The 26,833-nt window shown below is 66.9% G+C and carries 25 protein-coding genes; 14 read left to right on the plus strand and 11 right to left on the minus strand.

Annotation, left to right across the window (positions count from 1 at the left end; all coding sequences use genetic code 11):
- The first annotated feature begins 8 nt into the window (after positions 1–8).
- The 6 genes from DIS04_RS01645 to DIS04_RS01670 all read left to right on the plus strand — a co-directional run bounded on the left by DIS04_RS01645 (position 9) and on the right by DIS04_RS01670 (position 5,193).
- Positions 9–1,454 carry an aldehyde dehydrogenase family protein gene (locus DIS04_RS01645; protein WP_111411977.1) on the plus strand — a complete coding sequence of 482 codons (1,446 nt, stop codon included), beginning with the start codon at positions 9–11 and terminating at the stop codon, positions 1,452–1,454.
- Between the two features lie 74 nt (positions 1,455–1,528).
- Positions 1,529–2,017, plus strand: a complete 489-nt coding sequence (locus tag DIS04_RS01650) for a GNAT family N-acetyltransferase (RefSeq protein WP_111411978.1) — start codon at positions 1,529–1,531, stop codon at positions 2,015–2,017.
- Between the two features lie 93 nt (positions 2,018–2,110).
- A complete protein-coding gene (locus DIS04_RS01655; RefSeq protein WP_111411979.1) occupies positions 2,111–3,106 on the plus strand; it encodes a TRAP transporter substrate-binding protein in 996 nt (331 codons plus the stop codon).
- Positions 3,107–3,649, plus strand: coding sequence for a TRAP transporter small permease (locus tag DIS04_RS01660; RefSeq protein ID WP_245904451.1), 543 nt, complete (start codon positions 3,107–3,109; stop codon positions 3,647–3,649). It abuts the gene before it with no gap.
- Positions 3,646–4,905, plus strand: a complete 1,260-nt coding sequence (locus tag DIS04_RS01665; RefSeq protein WP_111411980.1) for a TRAP transporter large permease — start codon at positions 3,646–3,648, stop codon at positions 4,903–4,905. The genes DIS04_RS01660 and DIS04_RS01665 overlap by 4 nt, the downstream gene beginning before the upstream one ends.
- A gap of 84 nt (positions 4,906–4,989) precedes the next feature.
- A complete protein-coding gene (locus DIS04_RS01670) occupies positions 4,990–5,193 on the plus strand; it encodes a hypothetical protein (protein ID WP_111411981.1) in 204 nt (67 codons plus the stop codon).
- A 6-nt stretch (positions 5,194–5,199) separates the two neighbouring features.
- Here the strand turns inward: DIS04_RS01670 and DIS04_RS01675 are convergent, their stop codons facing one another.
- Together DIS04_RS01675 and DIS04_RS20360 are read right to left on the minus strand one after the other, a co-directional pair.
- Positions 5,200–5,787: a DUF938 domain-containing protein gene (locus DIS04_RS01675; RefSeq protein ID WP_245904452.1), complete on the minus strand. Its 588-nt coding sequence runs from the start codon at positions 5,785–5,787 to the stop codon at positions 5,200–5,202.
- Between the two features lie 100 nt (positions 5,788–5,887).
- On the minus strand, positions 5,888–6,037 hold the full coding sequence (locus DIS04_RS20360; protein WP_162623000.1) for a hypothetical protein: 150 nt from the start codon (positions 6,035–6,037) through the stop codon (positions 5,888–5,890).
- Positions 6,038–6,193: 156 nt separating this feature from the next.
- Between DIS04_RS20360 and DIS04_RS01680 the strand changes: the two genes are divergently transcribed.
- A complete protein-coding gene (locus DIS04_RS01680; protein ID WP_179951207.1) occupies positions 6,194–6,442 on the plus strand; it encodes a hypothetical protein in 249 nt (82 codons plus the stop codon).
- A gap of 63 nt (positions 6,443–6,505) precedes the next feature.
- Here the strand turns inward: DIS04_RS01680 and DIS04_RS01685 are convergent, their stop codons facing one another.
- The 7 genes from DIS04_RS01685 to DIS04_RS01715 all read right to left on the minus strand — a co-directional run bounded on the left by DIS04_RS01685 (position 6,506) and on the right by DIS04_RS01715 (position 13,611).
- Positions 6,506–7,885 carry an HTH domain-containing protein gene (locus DIS04_RS01685; protein WP_111411983.1) on the minus strand — a complete coding sequence of 460 codons (1,380 nt, stop codon included), beginning with the start codon at positions 7,883–7,885 and terminating at the stop codon, positions 6,506–6,508.
- Positions 7,886–8,071: 186 nt separating this feature from the next.
- Positions 8,072–8,389, minus strand: coding sequence for a cytochrome C oxidase subunit IV family protein (locus tag DIS04_RS01690; RefSeq protein WP_111411984.1), 318 nt, complete (start codon positions 8,387–8,389; stop codon positions 8,072–8,074).
- Between the two features lie 8 nt (positions 8,390–8,397).
- The gene (locus DIS04_RS01695; protein WP_111411985.1) at positions 8,398–9,063 is read right to left on the minus strand and encodes a cytochrome c oxidase subunit 3; all 666 of its coding nucleotides are present in this window, start codon (positions 9,061–9,063) and stop codon (positions 8,398–8,400) included.
- 79 nt (positions 9,064–9,142) lie between these two features.
- Positions 9,143–9,808: a cytochrome c oxidase subunit 3 gene (locus tag DIS04_RS01700; RefSeq protein ID WP_111411986.1), complete on the minus strand. Its 666-nt coding sequence runs from the start codon at positions 9,806–9,808 to the stop codon at positions 9,143–9,145.
- Entirely contained in the window at positions 9,805–11,607 is a 1,803-nt protein-coding gene (locus DIS04_RS01705; protein ID WP_111411987.1) for a cytochrome c oxidase subunit I, read from the minus strand. The genes DIS04_RS01700 and DIS04_RS01705 overlap by 4 nt, the downstream gene beginning before the upstream one ends.
- Before the next feature lie 3 nt (positions 11,608–11,610).
- Positions 11,611–13,014 carry a c-type cytochrome gene (locus DIS04_RS01710; protein WP_111411988.1) on the minus strand — a complete coding sequence of 468 codons (1,404 nt, stop codon included), beginning with the start codon at positions 13,012–13,014 and terminating at the stop codon, positions 11,611–11,613.
- Between the two features lie 60 nt (positions 13,015–13,074).
- The gene (locus tag DIS04_RS01715; RefSeq protein WP_111411989.1) at positions 13,075–13,611 is read right to left on the minus strand and encodes a DUF1269 domain-containing protein; all 537 of its coding nucleotides are present in this window, start codon (positions 13,609–13,611) and stop codon (positions 13,075–13,077) included.
- Positions 13,612–14,048: 437 nt separating this feature from the next.
- Between DIS04_RS01715 and hutC the strand changes: the two genes are divergently transcribed.
- Positions 14,049–14,765: a histidine utilization repressor gene (gene hutC / locus DIS04_RS01720; protein WP_111411990.1), complete on the plus strand. Its 717-nt coding sequence runs from the start codon at positions 14,049–14,051 to the stop codon at positions 14,763–14,765.
- Positions 14,766–14,818: 53 nt separating this feature from the next.
- Here hutC and DIS04_RS01725 read toward each other — a convergent pair whose 3' ends face one another.
- The gene (locus DIS04_RS01725; protein ID WP_111411991.1) at positions 14,819–16,150 is read right to left on the minus strand and encodes a YjiH family protein; all 1,332 of its coding nucleotides are present in this window, start codon (positions 16,148–16,150) and stop codon (positions 14,819–14,821) included.
- Between the two features lie 307 nt (positions 16,151–16,457).
- Here DIS04_RS01725 and hutI point away from each other — a divergent pair, with 307 nt between their 5' ends.
- The 5 genes from hutI (at position 16,458) to DIS04_RS01750 (ending at position 23,379) form a co-directional block, all read left to right on the plus strand.
- Entirely contained in the window at positions 16,458–17,690 is a 1,233-nt protein-coding gene (gene hutI, locus DIS04_RS01730) for an imidazolonepropionase (RefSeq protein ID WP_111411992.1), read from the plus strand.
- Complete coding sequence (gene hutG, locus DIS04_RS01735; protein WP_179951208.1) at positions 17,671–18,648, plus strand: formimidoylglutamase; 978 nt, start codon at positions 17,671–17,673, stop codon at positions 18,646–18,648. Before hutI ends, hutG begins: the two co-directional genes overlap by 20 nt.
- Before the next feature lie 40 nt (positions 18,649–18,688).
- Positions 18,689–20,380: a urocanate hydratase gene (hutU, locus tag DIS04_RS01740; protein WP_111411993.1), complete on the plus strand. Its 1,692-nt coding sequence runs from the start codon at positions 18,689–18,691 to the stop codon at positions 20,378–20,380.
- Positions 20,381–20,391: 11 nt separating this feature from the next.
- The gene (gene hutH / locus DIS04_RS01745) at positions 20,392–21,924 is read left to right on the plus strand and encodes a histidine ammonia-lyase (RefSeq protein WP_111411994.1); all 1,533 of its coding nucleotides are present in this window, start codon (positions 20,392–20,394) and stop codon (positions 21,922–21,924) included.
- Positions 21,925–22,032: 108 nt separating this feature from the next.
- Positions 22,033–23,379, plus strand: coding sequence for a Na+/H+ antiporter family protein (locus DIS04_RS01750; protein ID WP_111411995.1), 1,347 nt, complete (start codon positions 22,033–22,035; stop codon positions 23,377–23,379).
- Between the two features lie 20 nt (positions 23,380–23,399).
- On the opposite strand, the gene DIS04_RS01755 is transcribed toward DIS04_RS01750, so the two are convergent.
- On the minus strand, positions 23,400–23,879 hold the full coding sequence (locus DIS04_RS01755; protein WP_111411996.1) for a YchJ family protein: 480 nt from the start codon (positions 23,877–23,879) through the stop codon (positions 23,400–23,402).
- 163 nt (positions 23,880–24,042) lie between these two features.
- Between DIS04_RS01755 and DIS04_RS01760 the strand changes: the two genes are divergently transcribed.
- Complete coding sequence (locus tag DIS04_RS01760; protein WP_111411997.1) at positions 24,043–26,805, plus strand: cation-translocating P-type ATPase; 2,763 nt, start codon at positions 24,043–24,045, stop codon at positions 26,803–26,805.
- Positions 26,806–26,833 lie beyond the last annotated feature (28 nt).

Below are 26,833 nucleotides of genomic sequence, written 5' to 3' on the forward strand. Positions count from 1 at the left end.
GAATCGCCATGCAACAGTTGGATCATCAGTTCATCGACAGCCGCTGGGTGTCGTCCGCGAGCATGCGCCGGCTGCCGGTGATGAACCCGTATCGCGAGGAGACGATCGCCGAGGTCACCGCGGGTGACCCGCACGACGTCGACGTCGCCGTCGCCGCGGCCCGCCGCGCCCTGCCCGCCTGGCGTGCGCTTTCCGGCGCCCAGCGCGCCGTTTACCTCGAGGGTTTCGCCGATGGTCTGGCCCGGCGCCGCGACGCGCTGATTCGGCTCTCCTCGAGCAACAACGGCAAGGTGCTGGCCGAGGCGGGTATCGACCTCGACGACGCCATCGCCTGCTACCGCTACTATGCCGGCCAGGCACGCGCACTGGACGAACGCCAGGGCCGCCTGGTCGAGCTGGAAGCAGCAGGCGTGGAGGCGCGCTGCTATCACGACCCGGTGGGGGTGGTCGGTCTGATCACGCCGTGGAACTTCCCGCTGGTGACCAGTGCCTGGAAGCTCGCCCCGGCGCTGGCCGCCGGCTGCACGGCGGTGCTCAAGCCCTCCGAAGTGACCCCGCTGCCCGAACGCGCGCTGGCCGAGATCGCCCTCGAGATCGATCTGCCCGCCGGGGTGCTCAACCTGCTGTTCGGCGACGGCGAGGGCATCGGCGCACCGCTGGCCGCCCACCCCGGCGTCGACAAGGTCTCCTTCACCGGCAGCAACCGGGTCGGCGAGGCCGTGATGCGCGCCGCCGCCGAGCGCAGCGCCGATGTCTCGCTGGAGCTCGGCGGCAAGTCGCCGATCCTGGTGATGGAGGATGCCGACCCCGAGCAGGCAGCCGACTGGGTCATGGCCGGCATCTACTTCAACGCCGGGCAGATCTGCTCCGCCACCTCGCGGCTGCTGGTTCACCGGGCCATCGCCGAGCCGCTCTATGCCGCCCTGGCCGAACGCATCGATGACCTGACGCTGGGCGATCCGCTGGCCGCGGGCAGCGACATGGGCCCGCTCACCAGCGCCCGCCAGCGCCGGAACGTCCAGGCCTACCTTGCCGTCGCCGAACGCGAAGGCCTCGTCGCCGTCCGCGACGCCAGCCACCGCCGCCTGCCGGCGCAGGGCTACTTCGTTGCCCCCACCCTTTACCGCGACGTGCCGACACAGAGCCGGCTGTGGCGCGAGGAGATCTTCGGCCCGGTGCTCTGCGCGCGCAGCGTGGAGAGCGAGGAGTCGGCCGTTGCGCTGGCCAACGACAGCGACTTCGGCCTGGCCGCGACGGTCGTCAGTGGCGATGCCGAGCGCGCCCGGCGCATCGGTCGCGAGCTGCTGGCCGGCAGCGTGTGGTACAACAGCGAGCAGCTGGTGCTGCCCGAAACCGGCTGGGGCGGCTTCAAGCGTAGCGGCATCGGCCGCGAACTGGGCCCTTGGGGGCTTTCGGCCTTCCTGGCGGTCAAGCATGTCGTTGGCCCGGCATGAGCGCGAGGATTAACCTTTCCACGCCGGCATGACATAGAATCGTGGGCCGATGCCAGGTATCAAGGAGGACACCGATGATCCGCATCCGCCCCTACCAGCCGGGCGACTGGCCCGCCATGTGGGACTTCATCGCGCCGGTACTGCACGCCGGCGACAGCTACGCCGTGCCACGCGACATCGGCGAGTCCGATGCCTACCGCATGTGGGTGGAGTTGCCCCGCGCCGTGCGCGTGGCCGAGGACGCCCGCGGGCACGTGCTCGGCACCTACTTCCTCAAGCCCAACCAGCCCGGCCCCGGCGACCACGTGTGCAACTGCGGCTACCTGGTGGCCGAACACGCCCGTGGCCAGGGCGTCGCCAACAAGCTGTGCGAGGATTCGCTGCGCGTCGCCCGCGAGCTCGGCTTCACCGCCATGCAGTTCAACATGGTGGTGGCGACCAACGCAGTGGCGATCCGCCAATGGCAGAAGCACGGCTTCGAGATTGTCGGCACCCTGCCCTGCGCCTTTCGTCATCCGCGCGAGGGGCTCGTCGACGCCCACGTCATGTACCGCCTCCTGTGACCGCACGTCGGCACGCGGAACGCGCCTCGATTGACCGTGTCGGGGCCGCTGGGGCATGCTCTCAGCGGTTTGATCCGACAAAGGAAAATTAAAATGAACAGGTTCGCACGCAGCACGCTGGCACTCGGCATCTCTCTCGCCCTGGTCTCCGCCGCCCAGGCCGCCGACTTCGAGGACATGGATCCGGTCACCCTGCGCCTGGCCCACGTGGTCAACGAGCAGGACGGCTTCCACATCGCCGCGGTCAAGTTCCAGGAGCTTGTCGCCGAGCGCACCGACGGCGCCGTGACCATCGACCTCTACCCCAACGCCTCGCTGGGCGACGAACGCACCCTGCTCGAGGGCATGCAGATCGGCACCGTCGACATGGGGGTAATCACCAACGGCCCGGTGGCCAACTTCGTCGAGGAGATGGCGGTCTTCGAGCTGCCCTTCCTGTTCCCCTCGCCGGAAGCCGCCTACGCGGTGCTCGATGGCGAGATCGGCCAGGAGCTGCTCGACAAGCTCGCCGACGTCAACCTCAAGGGGCTGGCCTATGCCGAGCGTGGCTTTCGCAACCTGACCAACAGCGAGCGGCCGGTGACCAGCCCCGAGGATATCGACGGCCTGCGCATCCGCGTGATGGAGAACCCGGTCTACACCGATACCTTCCGCGAGCTGGGCGCCAACGCCATCCCCATGGCCTGGACCGAAGCCCTCACCGCCATGCAGCAGGGCACCATCGACGGCCAGGAGAACCCGGTCAACGTGATCCACTCGTTCAAGCTCTACGAGACCCAGGAGCACATGACGCTGTCGCGCCACACCTATGCCCCGGCGCTCTTCGTCATGGGCATGCCGGCCTGGAGCCAGCTCCCCGACGCCGCCCAGGAGGTGCTGGTCGAGGCCGCCCGGGAGGCCGCCGAGCACGAGCGCCGCATGAACGCCGAGATGGAGGCCGAACAGCTCGACGAGCTGCGCGACGCCGGGATGGAGATCGTCGAGGAGCCCGACCTCGAGGCCTTCCAGGCGGCCGTCGAGCCGGTCTACGAGAAGTACGGCGACCAGTTCGGCGACTATCTCACCCGCATCCGCGCGGCGCTGCAATAAGTGAACGCTCCGCTGCACGCTCTCACGAGCCTGCTGCAGCGTAGCGAACGCGCCCTCGACGCCGTCATCCAGCCCATCGTCTTCCTGGGCATGGCGGCGTTGATCGGCGTGATCACGCTGCAGATCGTCTCGCGCGCCCTCTTCACGGCGGTCGGCTGGACCGAGGAGGTGGCGCGTTTTCTGCTGGTCTGGATCACCTTCCTCGGTGCCAGCCTGGCCTTTCAGCGCGGGCGCCACATCGCCGTGACTTTCGTCGTCGATGCCCTGCCCGCCCGACTGGCCCAGCTCGCACGCATCGCCGCGGTGCTGGTGGCGCTGGGTTTTCTCGTCGCGCTGGTCGTGATCGGCTATCGCTACATGCAAGCGCAGAGCTTCCAGCGCTCCGCCTCGCTGCGCCTGTCGATGACCTACGTCTACGCCGTGATCCCCCTGTCGGCCGCGATCATGGCCTGGTACGCGCTGGTCGACGTGGTCGAACTCGCGCTCAAGGGTCCCGGGGCGGCCGGTACCGGCAGCGAAAGCGCCGAGGAGCCGCCGGCATGACGGGCCTGCTGTTCCTGCTGTTCTTCGCCTTCATGCTGCTCGGCGTGCCCATCGCCTTGGCCATCGGCGCCAGCACCCTGATCGCGCTCGACGCCCAGGGGGTGCCGCTGATGGTGGTCACCCAGCAGATGTTCCAGGGCATCAACTCCTTCGCCCTGGTGGCCGTGCCCATGTTCATCCTCGCCGGCGACCTGATGGCCCAGGGCAAGGTCAGCGAGAGGCTCGTGGATTTCGCCGACTCGCTGTTCGGCTTCCTCAAGGGCGGCCTGTCCATCGTCTCGGTCGGCGCCGGCATGTTCTTCGCCGCCATCTCCGGCTCCGGCGCGGCCACTACCGCGGCGGTGGGCTCGAGCCTGGTGCCGGAACTCAGGCGCAAGGGCTACGACTCCGCCTCGGCGGCCAGCCTTATCGCCGCCAGCGGCACCATCGGCGTGGTGATCCCGCCCTCGGTGCCGATGATCATCTACGCCGTCATCGCCCAGCAGTCGGTATCGAAGCTGTTCCTCAGCGGCATCCTGCCGGGCATCCTGATGGGCGTCGGGCTCGCCGCCATCGCCATCGTCCAGGCCTACCGGCGCCACTACCCGCGCGGCACCGCGCTGTCGGCGGCGACGATCTGGCGCACCTTCAAGGGCGCCAGCTGGGGCCTGATGACGCCTGTGATCATCCTCGGCGGCATCTTCTCGGGCATCTTCACGCCCAGCGAAGCGGCCGTGGTGGCGGTCAACTACGCGCTGCTGGTGTCGCTGTTCGTCTACCGCGACCTGCGCCTGGCCGACGTCTACCGCATCCTGATCCGCTCGGCGATCACCACCGCGGTGATCATGCTGGTGATCGCCACCTCAGCGGTGCTGAGCTGGACGCTCTCCAGCTGGCAGGTGCCGGGCGCCATCGCCAGGTCGGTGCTGTCGCTCTCCACCGACCCCTACGTGATCATGCTGCTGATCGTGGCGGTGATCCTGCTGACCGGCGTCTTCATCGAGACCGCCAGCGCCCTGATCATCCTCACGCCGGTGCTGCTGCCGCTGGTCAACCAGCTCGGCATCGACCCGATCCATTTCGGCATCATCATCGTGATGGGGCTCGCCATCGGCATGATCACGCCGCCGGTGGCGATCAACCTCTACGTCGCCTCCTCGGTAACCCAGCTGCCGCTCGAGCGCATCACGCGCGCCATCCTGCCCTACCTGCTTGGGCTGGTGACGGTGCTGCTGCTGGTCGTCTACGGGCCGATCGTGCTGGGGCTTTCCGGCTGAGGCAGGTTACGCTTGACGACCGTGCGGCCTGGCTTCAGTCTGGCCGCAAGTTCGCTACTGATGAAGGGACTGCCCGTGACATTCATGCTGCGTATCGCCCTCCCCCTGAGCCTCGCCCTGCTCGCGGGCTGCACCACCTATACCTATGAGGACGGCCACCGCGAGACCCTGTGGGGCGTGCCGGCCGAAGAGGAGACCCGGCGCTTTGAAGACGACCGCCAGGCCGAGGGAGTGCGCTACCGTGTTCCGGGCCAGGTCGACGAGAACCGCAGCGAAGCGGAGCCGTGACCCCGCTCAGCCATGCAGGCGCAGCACCACGCTGAGATTGTTGGCCGGCATCTGCACGGTCTGCTCGAGCATGAAGCCGTGGGGCAGCGCCTCGGCCACGACGCTCTCGAGATCGCGCACGCCCCAGCGCGGATCCCGCGCCTTGAGGTCGGCATCGAAGGCGGCATTGCTTGCCGAGGTGTGGCGACCGTCACGGCGATAGGGCCCGTAGAGATAGAGCACCCCGCCCGATCTCAGGCGCTCGCCCGCGCGTGCCACCAGCGCCCGGGTCACCTCCCAGGGCGAGATGTGCACGAGGTTGATCGCCACCACGGCATCGAAGGGGCCGGCCGGCCAGATCCCGCCAACGTCCAGCGGCAGCGGCTCGAGGAGATTGTCGAGCCCGGCATGTTCGCGCCAGGCGCTGATCGAGTCGCGCGCCGCGGGGTTGGGGTCGCTCGGCTGCCACTGCCAACCCTGCCTGGAGGCGGCGCAATGCACCCCATGCTCGCCGCTGCCGCTGGCGACTTCGAGGATGCTGGCGCGTTCAGGCAGGATCGCACTCAGGACGTCGAGTATCGGCTGGCGGTTGCGAGCCGCGGCAGGGCTCTTCATGCGACGGCTCATGCGCGAGTCGGCCTCGTGGCGGAACGGTGCGGGGGAGCGGTGAGTGGCCTCCAGTGGAAAGCCCCGGCGACGAGCCGGGGCCGAACGTTCAAGGGTGCCGGCGCTCGTGGTGTGGCGCGGGGCGAGCCTGACGGCCGCGAAAGCCGTCGAGCATCCGCTTGCCCCTGCGCTTGAGCCTGGCACGATTCTCCGGCTTGCGTAACCACCATGCGGCCGCGACGCCTAGTAGCTTCTTCATCCTGACCTCCTGTTGTCGGGCGAGTGTCCCTCCCTGTATGGACCGCGACGCGGTTCAGGTCAAGCGCAGCGCCTCCCCGGCCGCGCTCCTCGTCATTCGCCAATCGAGGCATCCTCTGCCATGGTTACCCTGGGTTCAACCACCATGGAGGATGCCATGACGCGAACCGCACGTGTCGAGCCGATCAAGGAAGAGACCCGCGAAGCCATCCTGGTGAGCGGCTGGCGGGTGGTCGACGTGACCGACCCCGACCTGCCCGAGGAGATCTCACGCCACGACAGCGAGCCGGAGGCCATCCGAGCCGCCCGCGAATACGAGCACGAAACGTCCCTCGACCCCGGCTCTCCGCCTGACGATACCCAGGATTACGACGCCTCCGACCCCCAGGGCGGCAAGGAAACCTGATGCAACGCCAGCCGGCGTGCTCGCCGGGACGGCACGCCGGGCAGCGTCCCCGAGGTCCCTCGCTCAGGAGGTCGGTGGTGCGCTGCCCGCCACCTGGGCCTGCATGGCCTCGGCGATATACGCCTCGCTGCGCCGATTGGCCGGACGATCCTTCAGCCCGGCCCAGTAGGCTTCGAATTCTGGCCGCTTTTCCAGCGTACCGAACTGCATGCCCCAACCGATGTGGGACCCCACGTAGATATCCGCAGCGGTGAAGGTATCGCCCGCGATGTACTGGCGGCCGGCCACCGCCTTGGCGAGGCTGTCGACGACGGCAGCGTAGGATCCGCAACCGAACTGCATCTCCTGCTCCGGCGTGAGCGTGAAGCCGGCATGCCTGAGCGACAAGGCCATTTCCATGGGCCCGGCAGCGAAAAACAGCCAGCGGTAATAGTCCCCGCGCGCCTCGGGCATCGGCAGCAGCCCCGCCTCGGGGAAGGCCTCGGCAAGGTAGGCGCAGATCGCCGCGGCCTCTGTCACCACGGTATCGCCATGGCGGATCGCCGGCACCTTGCCCATCGGGTTGATGGCCAGGTACTCGGGAGACTTCATCGGCGCCCCGAAGTCGAGCACCTCCATGCGATAGGGCTGGCCGAGCTCCTCCAGCATCCAGTGCACGATGCCGGCGCGTGACAACGGGTTGGTGTAAAAGACAATCTGCTGATTCATGTTGCACTCCTTATCGTGTGGGGTAGCACGACCAGAATATGCGCTGGTGCTGTCAGAATCTGTCAGTAGCGTGGCCTGCCACTCCTTTGCCAGCACGGCACGCGGCCTTGGGTATCGCTCACCCAACGAACGGATCGCCGCGATACGATCAGCGCGAAAGCTGCGGTAGGCATGGCGCAATTCACACCACGCAACGACGACGCGCGTCGACTCGAAGAAGGCGATGGCGAAGGGCCAGATCTCGCGCCTCGTGCGCTCGCCCTTCTGGTCGCGATAGTCGATCAGCAGCCTGCGTTCATGACGTATGGCCCTGCGTAGCAGCTCCAGATCGAAGACCTGGGGTGTCTCCCAGCCGGCTCCCACCCACAAGGCGGAGTCGGCCATCCTGTGCCGCAGCTCGGCCGGCAACACGGCGGCCACCTTGGCCAGGGCATCCCCGGCCGCTCGCGATAGACCATCGTCGGCGCGACGCCCCACCCACCTGAGCCCCAGGGTCAGCGCCTCGAGTTCCTCCTCCGAGAACATCAGCGGCGGCAGCATCAAGCCGGGCCGGAGCAGGTACCCCATGCCCGGCTCGCCGTCGATCTCGGCACCGATGGCACGCAGCGAGGCGATGTCGCGATAGAGGGTGCGCAGCGAGACGTCGAGCTCCCGGGCCAGCACCGTGCCGCTGACCGGGCGCCGGTGGCGGCGCAGGATCTGCATCAGGTCGAGAAGTCGTGTCGTCCGTGACATGGGAGCCGCCTATTCCTGGTTCATGACCCGCGAAAAGTATGACGTTGAGTGCGGATTATCGCGGCAGGCCATGCCCGCTGCCAGCCTGGCCGTCGGTTGGGTTCGCCACGCCGTTCGGCGAAAGCCGGACAGCCGACGTCACCCGATCGCAGCCAGGCCGTTCGGAAAACCTCGCCGTCGCACGCCTCAACCAGCGAAGAGGCTCAGGCGCGAACTCAGCGTGTGGTTCGCTTCCAGCGCCATCAGCGCGGCAAGGAACAACAGCGCCACGGGCGGCAGCAACACCGCATAAATGATCGACAGGCGCTCCCAGGCCATGTGCATGAAGAAGGCCACGATCAGCCCAGCCTTGAGCAGCATCAACAGCGTGATCAGGCTCCACTTGGGCAGCCCCTCGAGCCCCGAGAGATCCACCAGATACGAGAACACGCTGAGCACGAACAACCACAGCCAGACCTGCAGATAGACGCGCAGCTCGGGCTGCTTATGACTGCCTTGGTCCATGATGCCTCCTACCACAGATAGAAGACCGCAAAGATGAAGACCCATACCAGGTCGACGAAATGCCAGTAGAGCCCCAGGCTCTCGATCATCCCGTAGCTGCCCTTGCGACCGGTGAGAAACCCCGCACGGCTCCCCTCCAGGGAACCACGCCCGACCTTGACCGCCATGATCACGAGGAAGATGACGCCGATGGTGACGTGGGTGCCGTGGAACCCGGTGATGAGGAAGAACACGGCCCCGAACTGAGCCGCTCCCCAGGGGTTCACCCACGGACGCACGCCCTCCCCGATGAGCATGGTCCATTCGAAGGCCTGCATGCCGACGAAGGTCGCTCCCAGCAACGCCGTGAGCAGCAGCAACAGCGTCGCGCGCCCGCGCTCTTTCGCATAGCCGTACTTGACCGCCAAGGCCATGGTGCCGCTGCTGGTAATCAGGATAAGGGTCATGATGGCAATCAGCAGCAGCGGGATCGATTGTCCGCCCACGTGGAGGGCGAACACCTCGTTGGCATCCGGCCAGGGTTCCACTGTCGCCATGCGCAACACCATGTAGCCGACCAGCAAGCAGGAGAAGATGAACACATCGCTGAGGATGAAGATCCACATCATCGCCTTGCCCCAGGGCACATCGAAGACACGGCGCTCGGATGACCAGTCGCTGACCAGGCTGGCCATCCCTTCACGGGGGGCCGGGGGGGCGCTCTTCTCTGGCGACGTTGGGTGACCGGGATGCGGGCGAGCCATGATCCTGTCCTCAAGAGTTGAGCAGCAGGGCGAAGAGGATGCCCCACACCAGCAGCAGGAAGTGCCAGTAGCATGCACACAGCTCGACGCTGGCGAGCAGGCTTCGCGGTGTGGCGCCCCGCCACAGACGAAACACGCTGCGCGACCAGGCGAACAGGCCGCCCAGCAGATGCAGGGCGTGCAGGGCGGTCAGCAGGAAGAAGAAGGCATTGGCCGGGTTGGCGGCGAGATAGAACCCTGCCGCCTGCAGCTGCCACCAGGCCAGCCCTTGGCCCAGGATAAAGGCGATGGTGAATCCGCCTGCCACCAGCAGGCCTCCCCGCAGCAGCGGCCCATCGTCACGACGAGCGGCCTGCCAGGCGAACTGCAGCGCCACACTGCCGAGCACCAGGCAGGCACTGTTCCACCACAGCAGGCCGGGCACCGCCAACGGTTGCCAGTCATGCCCCATCTCCTGACGCATCAGATAGGCCCCGACGGTCAGCGCAAACAGCGACGTGACCACGGCCAGGAAAACCGCCAGCCCCACTCGAGGGGCGGTCACCGCAGGCGGCAACTGGCCGCCCTCCACATCGGCCGTCTGCGCCAGCCAGGGGCGGACGTTGAGCGAGTGGCTGAACAGCCAACCGCCGAACAGCACCATCATCACCGCCAGTAACATCAGCGTCACGGTCATAATGACAGCCTCCCCCGCGACATCTGCGCCAGCGGTTCGGACTTCTCGACCTGGTCGGGGGGCAGGTTCTGAGGAATGAAGTCGTCCTTGATGCCTGGCACTCCATAGTCATAGGCCCAGCGATAGACCACCGGCAGCTCGGCGCCGAAGTTGCCGTGGCGCGGCGGGGTGTGTTCGGTCTGCCATTCCAGGGTGGTCGCGTGCCAGGGGTTGGGCCCTGCCTCACGCCCGCGAAAGTAGCTGCGCACCAGGTTATAGAAGAACACCAGCTGCGCCAGCGCGACGATAATCGCCGCGACGCTCATGAAAGCGTTGAGGGTCTGGATCGAATCGGGAATGTAGGTGGTCAGGCCGAAGCCGTAGTAGCGGCGTGGCACGCCGGCGAAACCCATGAAATGCATCGGGTAGAAGATCGCGTAGGCGCCGAGGAAGGTGACCCAGAAGTGAATCTTGCCCAAGGTGTCGTCGAGCAGACGCCCGGTGATCTTGGGGTACCAGTGATAGATCGCGCCGAACAGCACCAGCACCGGAGCGACAGCCATCACCATGTGGAAGTGGCCGACCACGAAATAGGTGCCCGCCAGCGGTACATCGACGGTAACGTTGCCCAGGAACAGCCCGCTGAGTCCGCCGTTGACGAAGGTGAAGATGAAGCCGATGGCGAACAGCATGGGCACCGTCAGACGGATATTGCCGCGCCACAGCGTCAGCACCCAATTGTAGACCTTGATCGCCGTGGGCACGGCGATGATCAGGGTGGTGGTGGCAAACAGGAAGCCGAAGTAGGGGTTCATGCCGCTGATGAACATGTGATGGGCCCAGACCGCGAAACTGAGCACACCGATAAGGATGATCGCCCAGACCATCATGCGGTAGCCGAAGATGTTCTTGCGTGCATGGGTGGCGAGAATGTCGGAGACGATACCGAAGGCCGGCAGCGCAACGATATAGACTTCCGGATGGCCGAAGAACCAGAACAGGTGCTGGTAGAGCAAGGGTGTCCCCCCCGCGTGGGAAGAGGGCTCACCGAGATTGAGCATCTCCGGCAGGAAGTAGCTGGTGCCCAGCAGTAGGTCGCAGAGCATCATCAGGCTCGCCACCAGCAGCGCCGGAAAGGCCAGCAGTGCCAGCACCGTGGCCATGAAGATGCCCCAGACGGTCAATGGCAGGCGCATCAGGGTCATGCCGCGAGTGCGCGCCTGGAGCACCGTGACCACATAGTTGAGCCCCCCCATGGTGAAGCCGGCGATGAACACACACAGCGAGACGAACATCAGCACGATACCGCCATCGACGCCCGGGGTACCGGGACTGATCGCCTGAGGGGGATAGAGCGTCCAGCCCGCGCCCGTGGCGCCACCGGGCACGAAGAAGCTGGCCATCAGGATGATCACCGCCGCCAGGTAGAACCAGAAGCTGAGCATGTTGAGGTAGGGGAAGGCCATGTCCCTCGCGCCGCACATCAATGGGATCAGGTAGTTGCCGAAGCCTCCCAGAAACAGCGCGGTGAGCACGTACACCACCATGATCATGCCGTGCATCGTGACGTACTGCAGGTAGCTGGACGGATCAATCAACGTGAAGGTATTGGGGAACCCCAACTGCAGGCGCATCAGGATCGACAGCACCACCGCCACCACCCCGATGGCGATGGCGGTAACGCCGTACTGGATGGCGATCACCTTGGCGTCCTGGCTCCATACGTACTTGCCGAGAAAGCTCTTGGGATGAACCAGCTCCACGTCGTCGAACTCGTCCGCCTGGGCGTGGGGTACGCTGCGCTGACCGTGTTCCGCCATGACTCACTCCTCCCTGCCGCCTGGGCTTGTCGACGCCACTTCCGCCCCGGGCTGAGGCAGGGTCATGATGTACGCCACCACGTCGCTGACTGCCCGGTCATCGACCAGCACCTGTGCCATCTCGACCATCTGGTTGCCGTAGGGGTCCTCGCGGTGCCGCCCACGCACGCCCTGGCGAAAATTCTGCAGCTGGCGCTCCAGGTACCAATCCGACATTCCCGCCAGACGCGGCCCGTTGGTGGCGCGTATCCCCTGGCCTTGCTGGCCATGGCAGTTGGCGCAGGTGCGGAAACGCTGCGCTCCCCGTTCGGGATCACCGCCGGCAAGGCTAACCTGAACGGCTCGGTCGGGGAGGCTCGCGATATGGGCCGCCACGTCGGCGATCGCCTGACGATCGGGCAACATCGTGGCGAATGGTCGCATCAGCGGTCCAAAGCGATCGTTTTCATCGCTGCCGCGGGCGCCGGAACGGAACAGCCATAGCTGTCGTCCGATATACCACGGATCCAACCCGGCAAGCTTCGGGGCATTGAGCGCCTGGTTGCCCTGCCCCTCGGGGCCATGACAGGCGACACAGTTGTTGTAGTGCTCCTCGCCCGCCGCGGGGTCGCCTGGCGCCAGTTGGGCAAGTTCGGCATAGGTGTCCTGCGCTTTCAGCCAGGCATCGAAGTCCTCCTGCTCGACCACCTCGATGCGCCCGCGCATGGCAAAATGAGCGATCCCGCACAGCTGGGCGCAGACGATCTCGTACTCGCCAGGCACGGTGGGCGTGAACCAGAAGGAGGAAGTCTGCCCCGGCACCATGTCCATCTTGGCGCGAAAGTTGGCCACCTTGACGTTGTGCAGCACGTCCTTGGATCGCAGCACCATCTTGACCGGGCGGTCGACCGGCAGCACCAGATGCGGTGTCGTGACCAGGATGTCGTCCTGGCCGGCGAGATCGTCGGCCAGGCCAAAGGGGTTATGTTCGTCGATGAGGCGGTTGTTCACCGGCCCTAGCCGGCCATCCTCCCCGGGGAAGCGGAAGCTCCAGTGCCACTGCTGCCCCACCACCTCGACCTCGTGGGCATCTTTCGGGGGCGAAACGAAAGAGGCCCAGACAAGCAACCCGGGAGCCAGCAAGCCGGCAATCCCCAGCGTAGTCAGGCCGGTCAACCACAGTTCGAGCGACTTGTTCTCGGGATCGAACCGCGCTCGCCGTCGCCGGTTGAATCGGTAGCGAATGATCACATAGCCGAGGAACAGGTTGACGGCAAGGAAGACCGCCCCGGTTACCCAGAGGGTGATCAGAATGGTGTCGTCGATCGTTCCCCAGTTGGAAGCCAGCGGCGTGAGATACCAAGGGCTGAGAAAGAAGAAAAGCACCGACCCCATCGCAAGCAGGATGACCGCAACCGCAATTGCCATGGCTCTCTCCTTCCGCTGAGCAAGGAGTCGAAACACCAATATCGCTGGCGATACGCAAGCCTAGATGCCGGTGCCACAATGGTGTCGGCGCTCTTCCGCCGTAACCTTGTCGATGATGACCTCGGGATGATGACGATGTATTGCCGAGTAGATCATCGACTCTCGCTCCTTGGGGACATCGACCATCATCAGGTAAGCCCCATGCTCGATCTCCTCTTCATACTTGTCGACTTTGACGTCATGCACCGAAACGCCGACCATGGTGCTTGTCCAGACACCGAACAAACCACCAAAGATGCCCATTCCAATAATCAGGGTCATGAACCCGGTATTGGTAAAGTCTTCACCCAGCACGTAGTAGACCACCACCCCGAGAACGCACCCCAGAGGCAGGCCGAACAGCAGGCCGCGTACCGCGGCGTGTGCCACGTCGGAAGTCTGGAGCAGGCTGCTGCTGTTGACGCCATTCTCCTCGAGCTTCAACCAGTCACGGCCCGTGACATGGACTTCCTTCTTGGTCAGCCCCAGGTCGGTCAGCTCGTGAGCGATCTTGATGGTGGTAGCCAGGTCGGGGGTAAGAAAGTAGAGGCGCTGCATGGCATGCCCTCCTCGATGAATCAGGGGCGACGCAACGCGACTGGGGGAGCACAATCAACTGTGCAACAGATTTCCTTTATTAATAATCCCTAACACATCACGGCGTCTTTAGTTGACCCGATCCGTTGGGTATTGTCTTTATCAAGGTTGTCCATATTTTGTTTCGGGGCAAGGGACTTTTACCCCGATTGGCGGCGCCCGGCTGGAGCGCCTGCGTGACGCACAATGGGCAGACCGACTTCGGGATCGAAGCCGGCATTAACGGAAACGCTTGGCCCCGTGTCTGCGAAGTGAGATTTCGTTGTCACGGTGATGCTGCGCGGCTGCCGGGAGGAGACGTCTTGCGCCGAGGCGCTCAGCTGACAGCAGGTGCCTCGCACCCACCATCCGGTTAGACTGGGGGCATCGATATCTTGGCTTGAAGGACGCAACACAGCATGGGCAGCACTCCCCCGCTCTACCTGCAGATCCAACAGCACCTGCTGGAGAAGATACAGGGAGGCGAATGGCCGGCGCATCACCAGATTCCCCCCGAGGAGCAGCTGGCGCGAGACTTCGGTGTCAGCCGCATGACCGCCAACAAGGCGATCCGCGATCTCGTGCAGCAGGGCTACCTGACGCGCCAGCCGGGGCTCGGCACCTTCGTCACCGATCGCAAGGTGGAATCGTCGCTGGTCGACGTGCACAACATCGCCGAGGAGATCCGGGGGCGCGGCCATCGCTACAGCAACGACGTGCTGCTGGCCGAGGCCATTGCCGCCGACGACGAGGTGGCCTTGCGCCTGGGCGTACGTCTCGGCACGCGGGTCTACCATACCCGCATCGTGCACCGTGAGAACGGCGTGCCGATCCAGCTCGAGGAGCGTTTCGTCAACCCGCGCTGGGTGCCCGACTACCTGGAAACCGACTTTCGCCAGCACACCCCCAACGAGGTTCTGGTGGCGGCCTGCCCCATCACCGATATCGAGCACGTGGTCGAAGCGATACGGGTCGACGGCGTGACCGCGGCGTACCTGGAGATCGATGTCTCGCTACCCTGCCTGAGCATGATCCGGCGCACCTGGTCGGGCGAGCACCTGATCAGCTATGCCCGGCTGATCCATCCGGGCGATCGCTACAAGTTGCGCTCCGCGGTGCACCGCAACAACGCCTGAGCGTTGCAGCATGTCGTGGCCGGGCGGGTGCCCGGCCACGGAGTCGGGTCGGATCAGGCGCCGCTCATGGCCTGAACCAGGTACCCCGCCGGCACGGCAAGCATCAGGCTCAACGCCACGCGCAGGAACCACACGGCCACGATGCGCCCTACCGAGAGCGGAATGCTGGTCGCCAGGATGCAGGGAATCGAAGCGGAGAAGAACAGCACCGCCGAGACCGATACCACACCGGCAGCGAAACGGGCGACGAAGTCGGCTTCCGTCATCAGCAATGCGGGCAGGAACATTTCTGCCAGCCCCGCCGCGGATGCCTGGGCCAGCGCCATGCCGTCCTCGAGCCCCCAGATCGCCACGAAGGGGTAGAACAGCACCCCCAGCCACTCGAACAGCGGGGTGTACTTGGCGACCAGCAGACCGAGCAGCCCCACCGACATGATCGACGGCAGGATGCTGATCGCCATCAGCAGCCCTTCACGCACGTTCAATGCCACGCTTCGATGCAGCCCCGGCGCCCTGTCCGCCACTGCCAGGCCGGTCTTCCACGCGGTGGCGAGCCGCTTGCCGGGTATTGCCTCGGGCTCGCCGTCGCTCCGGGCATCGTCCAGGCGGGACAGCGGTGGCAGGCGCACGGTAATCGCGGTCACCAGAAAAGTAATCGCCAGCGTCAGCCAGAAATAGAGATTCCATACGCTCATCAGCTCCAGGGTACGAGCCACGATGATCATGAAGGTGGCCGAGACCGTGGAGAAGCCGGTGGCAATGATGGCCGCTTCGCGTGCCGAGTACTGCCCGGCCTGGTAGACCCGGTTGGTGATCAGCAGGCCGATCGAGTAGCTGCCCACGAACGACGCCACCGCATCGATGGCACTGCGTCCCGGCGTGCGCCAGATCGGCCGCATGACCGGCTGCAGCAATACCCCGACCAGCTCCAGCAGCCCGTAGCCGATCAGCAGCGCCAGGAATACCGCACCGATCGGTACGATCAACCCGACCGGTATCACCAGCTTGTCGAACAGGAACGGCAGCATGTCCGGCTCATGCAGTAGCGCCGGCCCCCAGCCCGTCAGCGCCATCACGGCTACCGCCACGCCGGCCAGCTTCAGCAGGGTGAAGATGCGCTCGGTCAGGTTGCGCTTCCAGCTCCCCTTCCACAATGGATAAGCCGCGCCGGCCAGGATCAGCGCCAGCGCATACAGGCCGGCGGCTTCGCCCAGCAAGCCTCGGGCCGCGGTGACCATGTGGTCGAGCAGGATGGTCTGGCGCCCGCCGAGGGTGACGGGAACGAAGAAGATCAGGATGCCCAGTGAGCTGGGCACGAACAGCTTGGCTGCCGTGACCCAGGCGCCACCATGCAAGTTTCGGGTGGCCGGTTCCGGTATCGCCATGGTCGTTTCCTCGCATTGTGATTGTGGTCGTGGGGCTTGTCCTGCGGGTTGGCAGGGACACGTCTATTTGTATATACAATAAAGCGCGACCAAGCACCAAAAACGATTTGCCGAAGCCTCTCATGCCTTAGTCTAAAAACCACACTGCACTGCTAGGCAGCCAGACAATAGTCACCTGTTTCTATTGAATTTAATGAACCTATTGGTGAGCTGGCTACGGTTCGTCGCCGCTGTCGTGCCGGGAGCGGCTTGACCTCACGGCCATCACGATTTAAATGTATATACAATACGAATGACAGGAGCCACCATGACCACCTCCCCACCGATCCGCCGACTCTGGCGCGACGTCACACTGTTCGATGGCATGGATACCCTACCCGAGCCGATGGCGGTCATCGTCGAGGGCGGGCGCATCGTGCGCGTGGTGCCTTCCGCCCGGCTCGCCGACGACGAAGCCGCAAACTGCACGCTGCAGGGAACGGGAGGAGTGCTGACCCCCGGCCTCATCGACTGCCATACCCACCTGGTGTTCGGCGGCTCGCGGGCCGATGAATTCGAGAGCCGCCTGGAGGGTGTCAGCTACGAGGAGATCGCCCGGCGCGGTGGCGGGATACTGAGCACGGTGCACGCCACCCGGGCCGCCAGCGAGGAAGCCCTCTTCCAAGCGGCGAAATCCAGGCTCGAAGCCCTGATGCGCGAAGGCGTGACGACCGTGGAGATCAAGTCCGGCTACGGGCTGAACGTGGCGGACGAGCTCAAGATGCTGCGCGTGGCGCGCCGCCTCGGCGAGGCGCTGCCGGTGAGGGTGGTGACCACACTGCTGGGAGCCCATGCCCTGCCCCCGGAGTTCAAGGACGACAGCGACGGCTACATCGACCTGGTATGCCGCGAGATGATTCCCGCCGCCGCCGAACAGCGCCTGGCCGATGCCGTGGACGTGTTCTGCGAGAAGATCGCCTTCTCCGTGGCCCAGTGCGAGCGCGTCTTCGAAGCCGCCGAAGCCCACGGCCTGCCGATCAAGGCCCATGCCGAGCAGCTCTCGAACCTGGGCGGCAGCGCCATGGCGGCCCGCCACGGTGCACTTTCCGCCGACCATATCGAGTACCTCGACGAGGCCGGCGTCGCCGCCCTGGGTGAGGCCGGCAGCGTCGCGGTGCTGCTGCCCGGCGCCTTCCATACCCTGCGCGAGACGCAACTGCCACCCATTGCCGCGCTGCGCGAGGCCGGCGTGCCGATGGCCGTCGCCACCGATGCCAACCCCGGCAGCTCGCCGCTGTTTATGCCGACGCTGATGCTCAACTTCGCCTGCACGCTGTTCCGCCTGACACCGCGGGAGGCCCTGGCCGGCATGACCACCCACGGCGCTCGCGCCCTCGGCCTGCATCGGCAATCACTCGGACACATCGCCGAAGGCGCCTCGGCGGATTTGTGCCTGTGGGACGCCGAGACGCCTGCCGAGCTGGCCTATGCCGTGCAACCCGGCCGGCTTCGCCAACGTATCTACCAGGGAGCGCTGACCCATGGCCAAGACCAACCCTGATCCGCACCTGGCCGACCCGGCCATCGACATGTCCCTCTGGGCCGGACGCGAGGATCCGGAGCCCGACAGCCTGCGCTGGCATCAAGTGATGACTCCGCTGAAACGGGACGCCAGCCCGGGCATCGCCCTGCTCGGCTTCGCCTGCGACGCCGGCGTGGCGCGCAACCAGGGACGCATCGGCGCCGCCGAAGGGCCGCGCGCCATTCGCCGCGCGCTGGCCCCACTGGCCTGGCATCGGACCGCCCCCGTCTTTGATGCCGGCGACGTGAACTGCCACGGCAACGACGATCTCGAAGCGGCGCAACAGCGCCTGGCCGAGCGGGTCGCCACACTGCTGTCGGCGTCGCACCTGCCACTGATTCTCGGCGGCGGTCATGAAGTCGCCTTCGGCAGCTGGTCGGGCCTGGCCCGCCATCTGCAAGCTCAGGGCGAGGCGCGGCCACGGGTCGGCATCGTCAATTTCGACGCCCATTTCGATCTGCGCGACCCGGGCCGGACGGCCTCCTCCGGCACCCCCTTCGCCCAGATCGCCGCGGAGTGCCAGCGCCGGGGCTGGCCGTTCCGCTACGCCTGCCTGGGGGTCAGCCGCGCCAGCAACACCCGCGCCCTGTTCGCCCGCGCACGCGAACTCGGCGTGCTGGTACGCGAAGACCGCGAGTTCACGGCGCAGCAGCTGGACGCCATCGTGCGCGACTTGCAGCGCTTCATGGCGCACTGCGACCACCTCTACCTGACGGTCGACCTCGACGTGCTGCCGGCCGCCGAGGCGCCTGGCGTCAGCGCACCCGCCGCCCGTGGCGTATCGCTGGCGCTGCTCGAACCGCTGATCGAGGCGGTGCGTGACAGCGGCAAGCTGCGCCTGGCCGACATCGCCGAACTCAACCCCGGTTTCGACATCGACGCCCGCACCGCCCGCGCCGCGGCGCGCCTGATCCACCAGCTCACGCTGGAGAGCTGAGCCACCCCCGAATCAGCACCAGACAACGAGAGAGACGTGCATGAACAGCCATTCCCCCCTCACCGACACCCGCCACGATCCCAGCCGCCATATTGCCGCCCCCAGCGGCAGCACGCTCAGCTGCAAGAGCTGGCTCACCGAAGCGCCGCTGCGCATGCTGATGAACAACCTCCACCCCGACGTCGCCGAGCGTCCCGAGGACCTGGTGGTCTACGGCGGCATCGGCCGTGCGGCCCGCGACTGGCAGTGCTTCGACACCATCGTCGCGACACTCCAGCGCCTGGAGGACCACCAGACCCTGCTGATCCAGTCGGGCAAGCCGGTCGGCGTGTTCGAGACCCACAAGGACGCCCCGCGGGTCCTCATCGCCAACTCCAACCTGGTGCCGGCCTGGGCCACCTGGGAGCACTTCAACGAGCTGGATCGCAAGGGCCTGATGATGTACGGCCAGATGACGGCGGGGTCGTGGATCTACATCGGCTCCCAGGGCATCGTCCAGGGTACCTATGAGACCTTCGTCGAGGCCGGGCGCCAGCACTACCACGGCGATCTCAGCGGCCGATGGATCCTCACCGCCGGACTCGGCGGCATGGGCGGCGCCCAGCCGCTGGCGGCGAGCCTGGCCGGCGCCTGCTCGCTCAACGTCGAGTGCCAGCAGTCGCGCATCGACTTCCGCCTGCGCACCCGCTACCTGGACGAGCAGGCCGACGACCTCGACGACGCCTTGGCGCGACTCGAGCGCTACACCGCCGAGGGCAAGGCGGTCTCCATCGGCCTGTGCGCCAACGCCGCCGAGGTGCTGCCGGAACTGGTCAGGCGCGGCGTCAAGCCGGACATGGTCACCGACCAGACCAGCGCCCACGACCCGCTGCACGGCTACCTGCCCGCCGGCTGGCACTGGGACGAGTACGTCGAGCGCGGCAAGGCCGAGCCCGACGCGGTGGTCAAGGCCGCCAAACAGTCCATGGCGGTGCACGTCCAGGCCATGCTCGACTTCCAGAAGATGGGCGTACCCACCTTCGACTACGGCAACAACATCCGCCAGATGGCCAAGGAGGAAGGCGTCGTCAACGCCTTCGACTTCCCCGGCTTCGTGCCGGCCTACATCCGCCCGCTGTTCTGCCAGGGCATCGGCCCGTTCCGCTGGGCGGCGCTCTCCGGCGACCCGGAGGACATCTACAAGACCGATGCCAAGGTCAAGGAGCTGATTCCCGACGACCCGCACCTGCACCGCTGGCTCGACATGGCCCAGGAGCGCATCAGCTTCCAGGGGCTGCCGGCGCGCATCTGCTGGGTGGGCCTCAAGGATCGCGCCCGCCTCGGTCAGGCCTTCAACGAGATGGTCGCCAGCGGCGAGCTCAAGGCGCCCGTGGTCATCGGCCGTGACCACCTCGACTCCGGCTCGGTGGCGAGCCCCAACCGCGAGACCGAGGCGATGCTGGACGGCTCCGACGCCGTCTCCGACTGGCCGCTGCTGAACGCCCTGCTCAATACCGCCGGCGGCGCCACCTGGGTCTCGCTGCACCACGGCGGCGGCGTGGGCATGGGCTTCTCCCAGCATGCCGGGGTGGTGATCGTCGCCGACGGCACCATTGAGGCCCACGCCCGCCTCGGCCGGGTATTGCGCAACGACCCCGGCACCGGGGTGATGCGCCACGCCGATGCCGGGTACGATATCGCCAAGCAGTGCGCCCGGGAAAATGGGTTGGATCTGCCGATGCTCGATAAATAATGGAGCCATTCATGACCCATCTCGACATCCAACCCGGCAAGATGACCCTGGCCCAGGCGCGCCAGGTCTTCGAGGCGCCGCTGCGCGTGACGCTGCCCGACAGCGCCGACGCCGCCATCCGGCGCGGCGTCGACTGCGTCAATCGCGTCGTCGCCGAGGATCGCACCGTCTACGGCATCAACACCGGCTTCGGCCTGCTGGCCCAGACCCGCATCGACCATGACCACCTGGAGGATCTCCAGCGCTCGCTGGTGCTGTCCCACGCCACCGGTGTCGGCGAGCCCATGGAAGACGCCCTGGTACGGCTGATCATGGTGCTCAAGGTCAACAGCCTGGCCCGCGGCTTCTCCGGTATCCGCCGCGAGGTGCTCGACGCCCTGCTCGCCCTGGTCAATGCCGAGGTCTACCCGCACATCCCGCTGAAGGGCTCGGTGGGCGCTTCCGGCGACCTGGCGCCGCTGGCGCACATGAGCGTGGTGCTGCTCGGCGAAGGCAAGGCGCGCCATCGTGGCGAATGGATCCCCGCCCGCCAGGCCCTCGAGATCGCCGGCCTCCAGCCGCTCAGCCTCGCCCCCAAGGAGGGCCTGGCGCTGCTCAACGGCACCCAGGTCTCCACCGCCTACGCGCTGAAAGGGCTGTTCGAGGCCGAGGACCTCTACGCCGCCGCCACGGTGTGCGGCGCACTGACCGTGGAGGCCACGCTCAGCTCCCGCGCGCCCTTCGATGCCCGCATCCACGATGCCCGCGGCCAGCGCGGCCAGATCGATGCCGCCGCGGCCTACCGCCACCTGCTGGGCGAACGCAGCGAGATCAGCGACTCCCACGCCCACTGCGACAAGGTGCAGGACCCCTACTCGCTGCGCTGCCAGCCCCAGGTGATGGGCGCCGTGCTGACCCAGATCCGCCAGGCCGCCGAGGTGCTGGCCGTCGAGGTGAATGCGGTATCGGACAACCCGCTGGTGTTCAGCGACGAAGGCGACATCCTCTCCGGCGGCAATTTCCACGCCGAGCCGGTGGCCATGGCCGCCGACAACCTGGCCCTGGCACTGGCCGAGATCGGCTCGCTCACCGAGCGCCGCGTGTCGCTGATGATGGATACCCACATGTCGCAGCTGCCGCCGTTCCTGGTGGAGAACGGCGGGGTCAACTCCGGCTTCATGATCGCCCAGGTCACCGCCGCGGCGCTGGCCAGCGAGAACAAGGCCCTGGCCCACCCGCACAGCGTCGACAGCCTGCCCACCTCGGCCAACCAGGAGGATCACGTCTCCATGGCGCCGGCGGCAGGCAAGCGGTTGTGGGAGATGGCCGACAACGTGCGCGGCATTATTGCCATCGAGTGGCTGGCCGCCTGCCAAGGGCTCGATTTTCGCCAAGGGCTTGCGACCACCGAAAGACTGGAGCATGCCCGCCGGGCACTGCGCGAGCACGTTACCTACTACGATCGTGACCGCTTCTTCGCCCCCGACATCGAGCGGGCCACCCGGCTGCTCGCAACGCGAACGCTCAACGATCTGATGCCGTTGGAGATGCTGCCGAGCCACTGACCCGGCCGCCATCCTGAGGTAAGATACGCTGCCCTGAAGCGTGGCTTCGGGGCGTTCCGCCTGCCTTGCGCGCCATTCCCACGTTTTTTCGGATCCCAAGAGCCACCCATGAATGCCATCGTTCTGGCCATCCTGGTCATGGTCACCCTGAGCCTCGCCCGCGTTTCCGTCGTCTTCGCCCTGATCGCCGCCAGCCTGGTAGGAGGCCTGGCCGCAGGCCTGCCGCTCGGCGACATCATGGACGCCTTCAACGAGGGCCTGGGCAATGGCGCAACGGTGGCCCTCTCCTATGCCGTGCTGGGGGCCTTCGCCGTGGCCCTGTCGCGCTCCGGGGTCACCGAACTGCTGGCCGAGCGCGCCATTCGCGGCCTGCACCTCGACGACCAGCCGTCGAGCCGGCGCTGGGTCGCCTTCACCCTGCTCGGCGCGCTGCTCGCCACCGCAGTCAGCTCGCAGAACCTGATCCCGGTGCACATCGCCTTCATCCCGGTGCTGGTACCGCCGCTGCTCAAGCTGATGAACCACCTGCGCCTGGACCGTCGTCTCGCCGCCTGCGTCATCACCTTCGGCATTACGGCGCCCTACATGCTGCTGCCGGTGGGCTTCGGCGCCATCTTCCTCAATGACATCCTGCTGGCGAACCTCAACGAGAGCGGCGCCGAGCTCGGCCTCGAGGTCACTCGCGGCATGGTGCCCATGGCCATGCTGATGCCCATCGGCGGCATGGCGCTGGGCCTCGTCGTGGCCTGGCTCTGGAGCTACCGGCGCCCGCGCCGCTACGAGGACCGCGACCTGGCCCACGGCGACGAGACGCCGGCCCAGGCCGCAAGGCATCTGGCGCCCTGGCAGATGGCCGTGCTCGCCGCGGCGCTGGTGGGTACGGTCGTCACCCAGCTGCTCTCCGGCTCCATGGTGCTGGGCGGGCTGTTCGGCTTCACCCTGCTCTCGGTCAGCGGGGTGTTCCGCTGGCACGAGCAGGACGGCATCTTCACCGAGGGCATGCGCATGATGGCGCAGGTGGGCTTCATCATGATCAGCGCGGCCGGCTTCGCCGGGGTGATGCAGGCGACCGGCGAGGTATCCGCACTGGTGGAAGGCTCGGCGGAACTGATCGGTGACAACAAGGGCCTGGCCGCCCTGATCATGCTGCTGGTCGGCCTGTTCATCACCATGGGCATCGGCTCGTCCTTCTCCACCGTGCCGATCATCGCCTCGCTCTACGTGCCGCTGGCGCTCGGTTTCGGCTTCTCGCCCATGGCCACCATCGCCCTGGTGGGTACCGCCGCGGCGCTGGGCGACGCCGGCTCGCCGGCCTCGGACTCGACCCTCGGCCCCACCGCCGGACTCAACGCCGACGGCCAGCACGACCATATCTGGGACACCGTGGTGCCGACCTTCCTGCACTACAACCTGCCGCTGATCGCCTTCGGCTGGCTGGCCGCCATGGTGCTTTGATAGGGCTCATCTGACCGCGATCATCCCAGGCCGCAGCAACTCTTGAACTTGCGCCCGCTAGCGCAGGGGCAAGGCTCGTTGCGGCCCGGCTTGAGGCGTTCGACGACGGGTTTGCCATCGACATAGAACCAGCGCCCCGCCTCTCGCACGAAGCGTGAATCCTCCTCCAGCACTCCCCAGCGGCGTCCCTCGCGAAAGGTCGCCCGAAAGTGCACGCGGCCCCGATCGTCGTCTTGCCCCTGGTCCAGCACCTCCAGTCGCACCCAGCGGGTCGACGCATCGAGATCCAGCGCGGTCGGGCGCGTGCTGGCATGCCAGGTGTCACGCAGGTAGTCGTCAAGGCCGAGGACGAAGGCACTGTAGCGCGACCGCATCAGCGCCTCGGGTGTGGTGGCCGGCTCGCCGCCGTGGCAAGCGCCGCAACACGCCGCATAGGGTCGACCGCTGCCGCATGGGCAGCGCTTGTCGACGCTCGCGGCGGGAGTGTCGTGGGTGGGCATGGCGGTCTCCGCATCGGTACAGGTGGCCGCAGGATACCCGGCTCGCCGGCGGCTGGCATCTCCCGCTTGCCACCTTGGCTTGCGCTGCGATTCTTGTCCTGTGTCACTGCGATGCAGCATCGGCCGTGCTACAACAAAAGCATCGACCTGCGGAGACCGGGACATGCCCACCCCTTCACGCCCTCCCTGGCACGCCGTGACCGGCGACCGGGCATTGGCCACGCTCGATAGCCGCCCCGAAGGACTCGCCAGCGAGGCCGCCGAGGCACGCCTCGCCGAGCACGGCCCCAATCGGCTGCGGGAGCAGGCCGCGCGGCCCGGATGGAAGCGCCTGCTGGAGCAGTTCAACAACCTGCTCATGCTGATCCTGATCGTGGCCGCGATCGCCAGCCTGGCATTGGGGCACCGCCTCGATGCCCTGGCCATCGTCGGCGTGGTGACGATCATCGCGCTGATCGGCTTTGTCCAGGAAGGCAAGGCCGAGCATGCCCTGGAGAGCATCCGCGGCATGCTCTCGCCGCAGGCCAAGGTGCTGCGCGACGGGCGTCGCCAGACCGTCCCGGCCGAGAGCCTGGTGCCGGGCGACATCGTGCTGCTCGAAAGCGGCGACCGGGTGCCCGCCGACCTGCGCCTGCTCCAGGCCAACCGGCTGCGCACCGAGGAGGCTGCCCTGACCGGCGAATCGGTCGCCGTCGACAAGCAGGCCGCGCCGGTCGACGAGGTGACCGACCTGGCCGAGCGCAGCAGCATGGCTTATGCCAGCACCCTCGTCGCCCAGGGCACCGCCCAGGGCATCGTCGTGTCCACCGGGGTCGACACCGAGATCGGGCGCATCTCCGAGATGCTGCGCGGCGTGGAGAAGCTCAAGACGCCGCTACTGCGCCAGCTTGACCGTGCCGGTCGCGTGCTGGCCATCTTCATTCTCGGCGCGGCCGCGATTACCGCGGCGATCGGCGCACTCGTCCACGACCAGCCCGTGAGTGAGATGTTCATGGCCGCCGTGGGGCTCGCGGTGGCGGCCATCCCCGAGGGCCTGCCGGCCATCGTCACCATCGGCCTGGCGCTGGGTGTCCAGTCCATGGCCCGACGCCACGCCATCATTCGCCGCCTGCCCGCGGTCGAGACGCTGGGCTCCATCTCCACCATCTTCACCGACAAGACCGGCACCCTGACCCGCAACGAGATGACCGCCCAGGCCATCTGGCTGCCGCAGGGCGAGATCGCCGTGACCGGCGTCGGCTTCGCTCCCGAGGGGAAGTTCCTGCCCGGTGGCGACGACGCGGCCGCGTGCGGGCCGCTGGAGCTGGACGCGCACCCCGCCCTGCGCCACTTCCTCAAGGTGGGGGTGCTCTGCAACGATGCCGAACTGGCCAGGGACGAGGCCGGGGCCTGGCACATCCACGGCGACCCCACCGAGGGTGCGCTGGTGGTGGCGGCCGCCAAGGCGGGGCTGGATGCCGCCACGCTGCGGGGTCGCCACGACCGCCACGATGCCATCCCCTTCGAGTCCGAGCGCAAGTACATGGCCACCCTGCACGAGGTCGACGGCCAGCCCACGCTGATGGTGAAGGGTGCCCCGGACCGGCTGCTCGAGATGTGCCACCGGGTGCGTACCGAGGCTGGCGACGTCGTGCTCGATCCGAGCGAATGGGAGCAGAGGATCAACGCCCTCTCGACCCGCGGCCTGCGCGTCCTGGCGCTGGCAGAGAAGCCGATCCAGGCCGTCTCGGAACTTGACGAGACACATGCCGAGGAAGGCCTAGTCCTCCTGGGTCTCGTCGGCTTGCTCGACCCGCCCCGGGAAGAGGCGGTACGCGCGGTCTCGCGCTGCCTCTCGGCCGGCATCCGCCCGATCATGGTCACCGGCGACCACGCCGTGACGGCGCTGGCCATCGCCCGGCAGCTCGGCTTCGCCAACACCGAGCGCGCCCTGACCGGCCGCGAGGTCGAGGCCATGAGCGACGCCGAGCTGGAGCGCTGCATCGACACGGTGGACGTGTTCGCCCGCGCCGCCCCCGAGCACAAGCTGCGCCTGGTCAAGGCGATGCAGGCCCGCGGCGGCATCTGCGCGATGACCGGCGACGGCGTCAACGACGGCCCGGCGCTCAAGCGCGCCGACGTCGGCGTGGCGATGGGTGTCCAGGGCACCGAGGCGGCCAAGGAAGCGGCCGAGATGGTGCTGGCCGACGACAACTTCGCCACCATCGTCGGCGCCATCGAGGAGGGCCGCAAGGTCTACGACAACATCCGCAAGACCATCACCTTCCTGCTGCCCACCAACGGCGCCCAGGGCCTGGCGATCATGCTGGCGGTGCTGGCCGGCACGCTGCTGCCCATCACGCCGCTGCAGGCGCTGTGGGTCAACATGGTGGTCGCCGTGACCCTGGGCCTGGCGCTGGCCTTCGAACCGGGGGAGGAGAACCTGATGCGCCGGCGCCCACGCGACCCCGCCGCGGCACTGCTCGACCTGTTCCTGCTCTGGCGCGTGGTGTTCGTCTCCCTGCTGCTGCTGATCGCCGTGTTCGGCATGTTCAGCTGGTTGCTGCGCGTCGAAGGCAATGAGGCCGTCGCCCGCGCCGGCGCCGTCAACGCGCTGGTCATGGGCAGCGCGGCCTACCTGATCAACAGCCGCTACCTGCTGCGCAGCAACCTCTCTTGGCAGGGCCTGTTCGGTAGTCGTCCGGTGTGGATCGCCATCGGGCTCGTGCTGCTGTTGCAGCTCGCCTGGACCTACCTGCCCTTCATGCAGGCGGTGTTCGACAGTGCCGCCCTCGACCTGCGCCACTGGCTGCTGGTCATCGGCTGTGGCGTTGCCCTGTTTCTCGTCGTCGAGCTGGAGAAGTGGCTGCTGCGCCGGAACGCCCGAGCCACGAAGAAGCGGCGCGATGGCGAACGGCCGCGAGGCACCACGCCCAGGACGCAGTGACATTACGCTACGCGCCCCGCCTGCAGCT

The organism is Billgrantia lactosivorans (assembly GCF_003254665.1).
Lineage (GTDB): Bacteria > Pseudomonadota > Gammaproteobacteria > Pseudomonadales > Halomonadaceae > Halomonas > Halomonas lactosivorans.

Coding starts and splice junctions, on each gene's coding strand:
- DIS04_RS01695 (WP_111411985.1), bottom strand. CDS start 9,063: ATGGCCAGCCTGGTCAGCGACTGGTCATCCGAGCGCCGTGTCTTCGAT.
- DIS04_RS01705 (WP_111411987.1), bottom strand. CDS start 11,607: ATGGCGGAACACGGTCAGCGCAGCGTACCCCACGCCCAGGCGGACGAG.
- DIS04_RS01755 (WP_111411996.1), bottom strand. CDS start 23,879: ATGCCCACCCACGACACTCCCGCCGCGAGCGTCGACAAGCGCTGCCCA.
- DIS04_RS01665 (WP_111411980.1), top strand. CDS start 3,646: ATGACGGGCCTGCTGTTCCTGCTGTTCTTCGCCTTCATGCTGCTCGGC.
- hutI (WP_111411992.1), top strand. CDS start 16,458: ATGACCACCTCCCCACCGATCCGCCGACTCTGGCGCGACGTCACACTG.
- DIS04_RS01655 (WP_111411979.1), top strand. CDS start 2,111: ATGAACAGGTTCGCACGCAGCACGCTGGCACTCGGCATCTCTCTCGCC.
- DIS04_RS01690 (WP_111411984.1), bottom strand. CDS start 8,389: ATGGACCAAGGCAGTCATAAGCAGCCCGAGCTGCGCGTCTATCTGCAG.
- DIS04_RS01750 (WP_111411995.1), top strand. CDS start 22,033: ATGAATGCCATCGTTCTGGCCATCCTGGTCATGGTCACCCTGAGCCTC.
- DIS04_RS01650 (WP_111411978.1), top strand. CDS start 1,529: ATGATCCGCATCCGCCCCTACCAGCCGGGCGACTGGCCCGCCATGTGG.
- hutG (WP_179951208.1), top strand. CDS start 17,671: ATGGCCAAGACCAACCCTGATCCGCACCTGGCCGACCCGGCCATCGAC.
- hutH (WP_111411994.1), top strand. CDS start 20,392: ATGACCCATCTCGACATCCAACCCGGCAAGATGACCCTGGCCCAGGCG.
- hutU (WP_111411993.1), top strand. CDS start 18,689: ATGAACAGCCATTCCCCCCTCACCGACACCCGCCACGATCCCAGCCGC.
- DIS04_RS01675 (WP_245904452.1), bottom strand. CDS start 5,787: ATGAAGAGCCCTGCCGCGGCTCGCAACCGCCAGCCGATACTCGACGTC.
- hutC (WP_111411990.1), top strand. CDS start 14,049: ATGGGCAGCACTCCCCCGCTCTACCTGCAGATCCAACAGCACCTGCTG.
- DIS04_RS01700 (WP_111411986.1), bottom strand. CDS start 9,808: ATGACCGTGACGCTGATGTTACTGGCGGTGATGATGGTGCTGTTCGGC.
- DIS04_RS01645 (WP_111411977.1), top strand. CDS start 9: ATGCAACAGTTGGATCATCAGTTCATCGACAGCCGCTGGGTGTCGTCC.
- DIS04_RS20360 (WP_162623000.1), bottom strand. CDS start 6,037: ATGAAGAAGCTACTAGGCGTCGCGGCCGCATGGTGGTTACGCAAGCCG.
- DIS04_RS01715 (WP_111411989.1), bottom strand. CDS start 13,611: ATGCAGCGCCTCTACTTTCTTACCCCCGACCTGGCTACCACCATCAAG.
- DIS04_RS01685 (WP_111411983.1), bottom strand. CDS start 7,885: ATGTCACGGACGACACGACTTCTCGACCTGATGCAGATCCTGCGCCGC.
- DIS04_RS01710 (WP_111411988.1), bottom strand. CDS start 13,014: ATGGCAATTGCGGTTGCGGTCATCCTGCTTGCGATGGGGTCGGTGCTT.
- DIS04_RS01670 (WP_111411981.1), top strand. CDS start 4,990: ATGCTGCGTATCGCCCTCCCCCTGAGCCTCGCCCTGCTCGCGGGCTGC.
- DIS04_RS01725 (WP_111411991.1), bottom strand. CDS start 16,150: ATGGCGATACCGGAACCGGCCACCCGAAACTTGCATGGTGGCGCCTGG.
- DIS04_RS01760 (WP_111411997.1), top strand. CDS start 24,043: ATGCCCACCCCTTCACGCCCTCCCTGGCACGCCGTGACCGGCGACCGG.
- DIS04_RS01680 (WP_179951207.1), top strand. CDS start 6,194: ATGACGCGAACCGCACGTGTCGAGCCGATCAAGGAAGAGACCCGCGAA.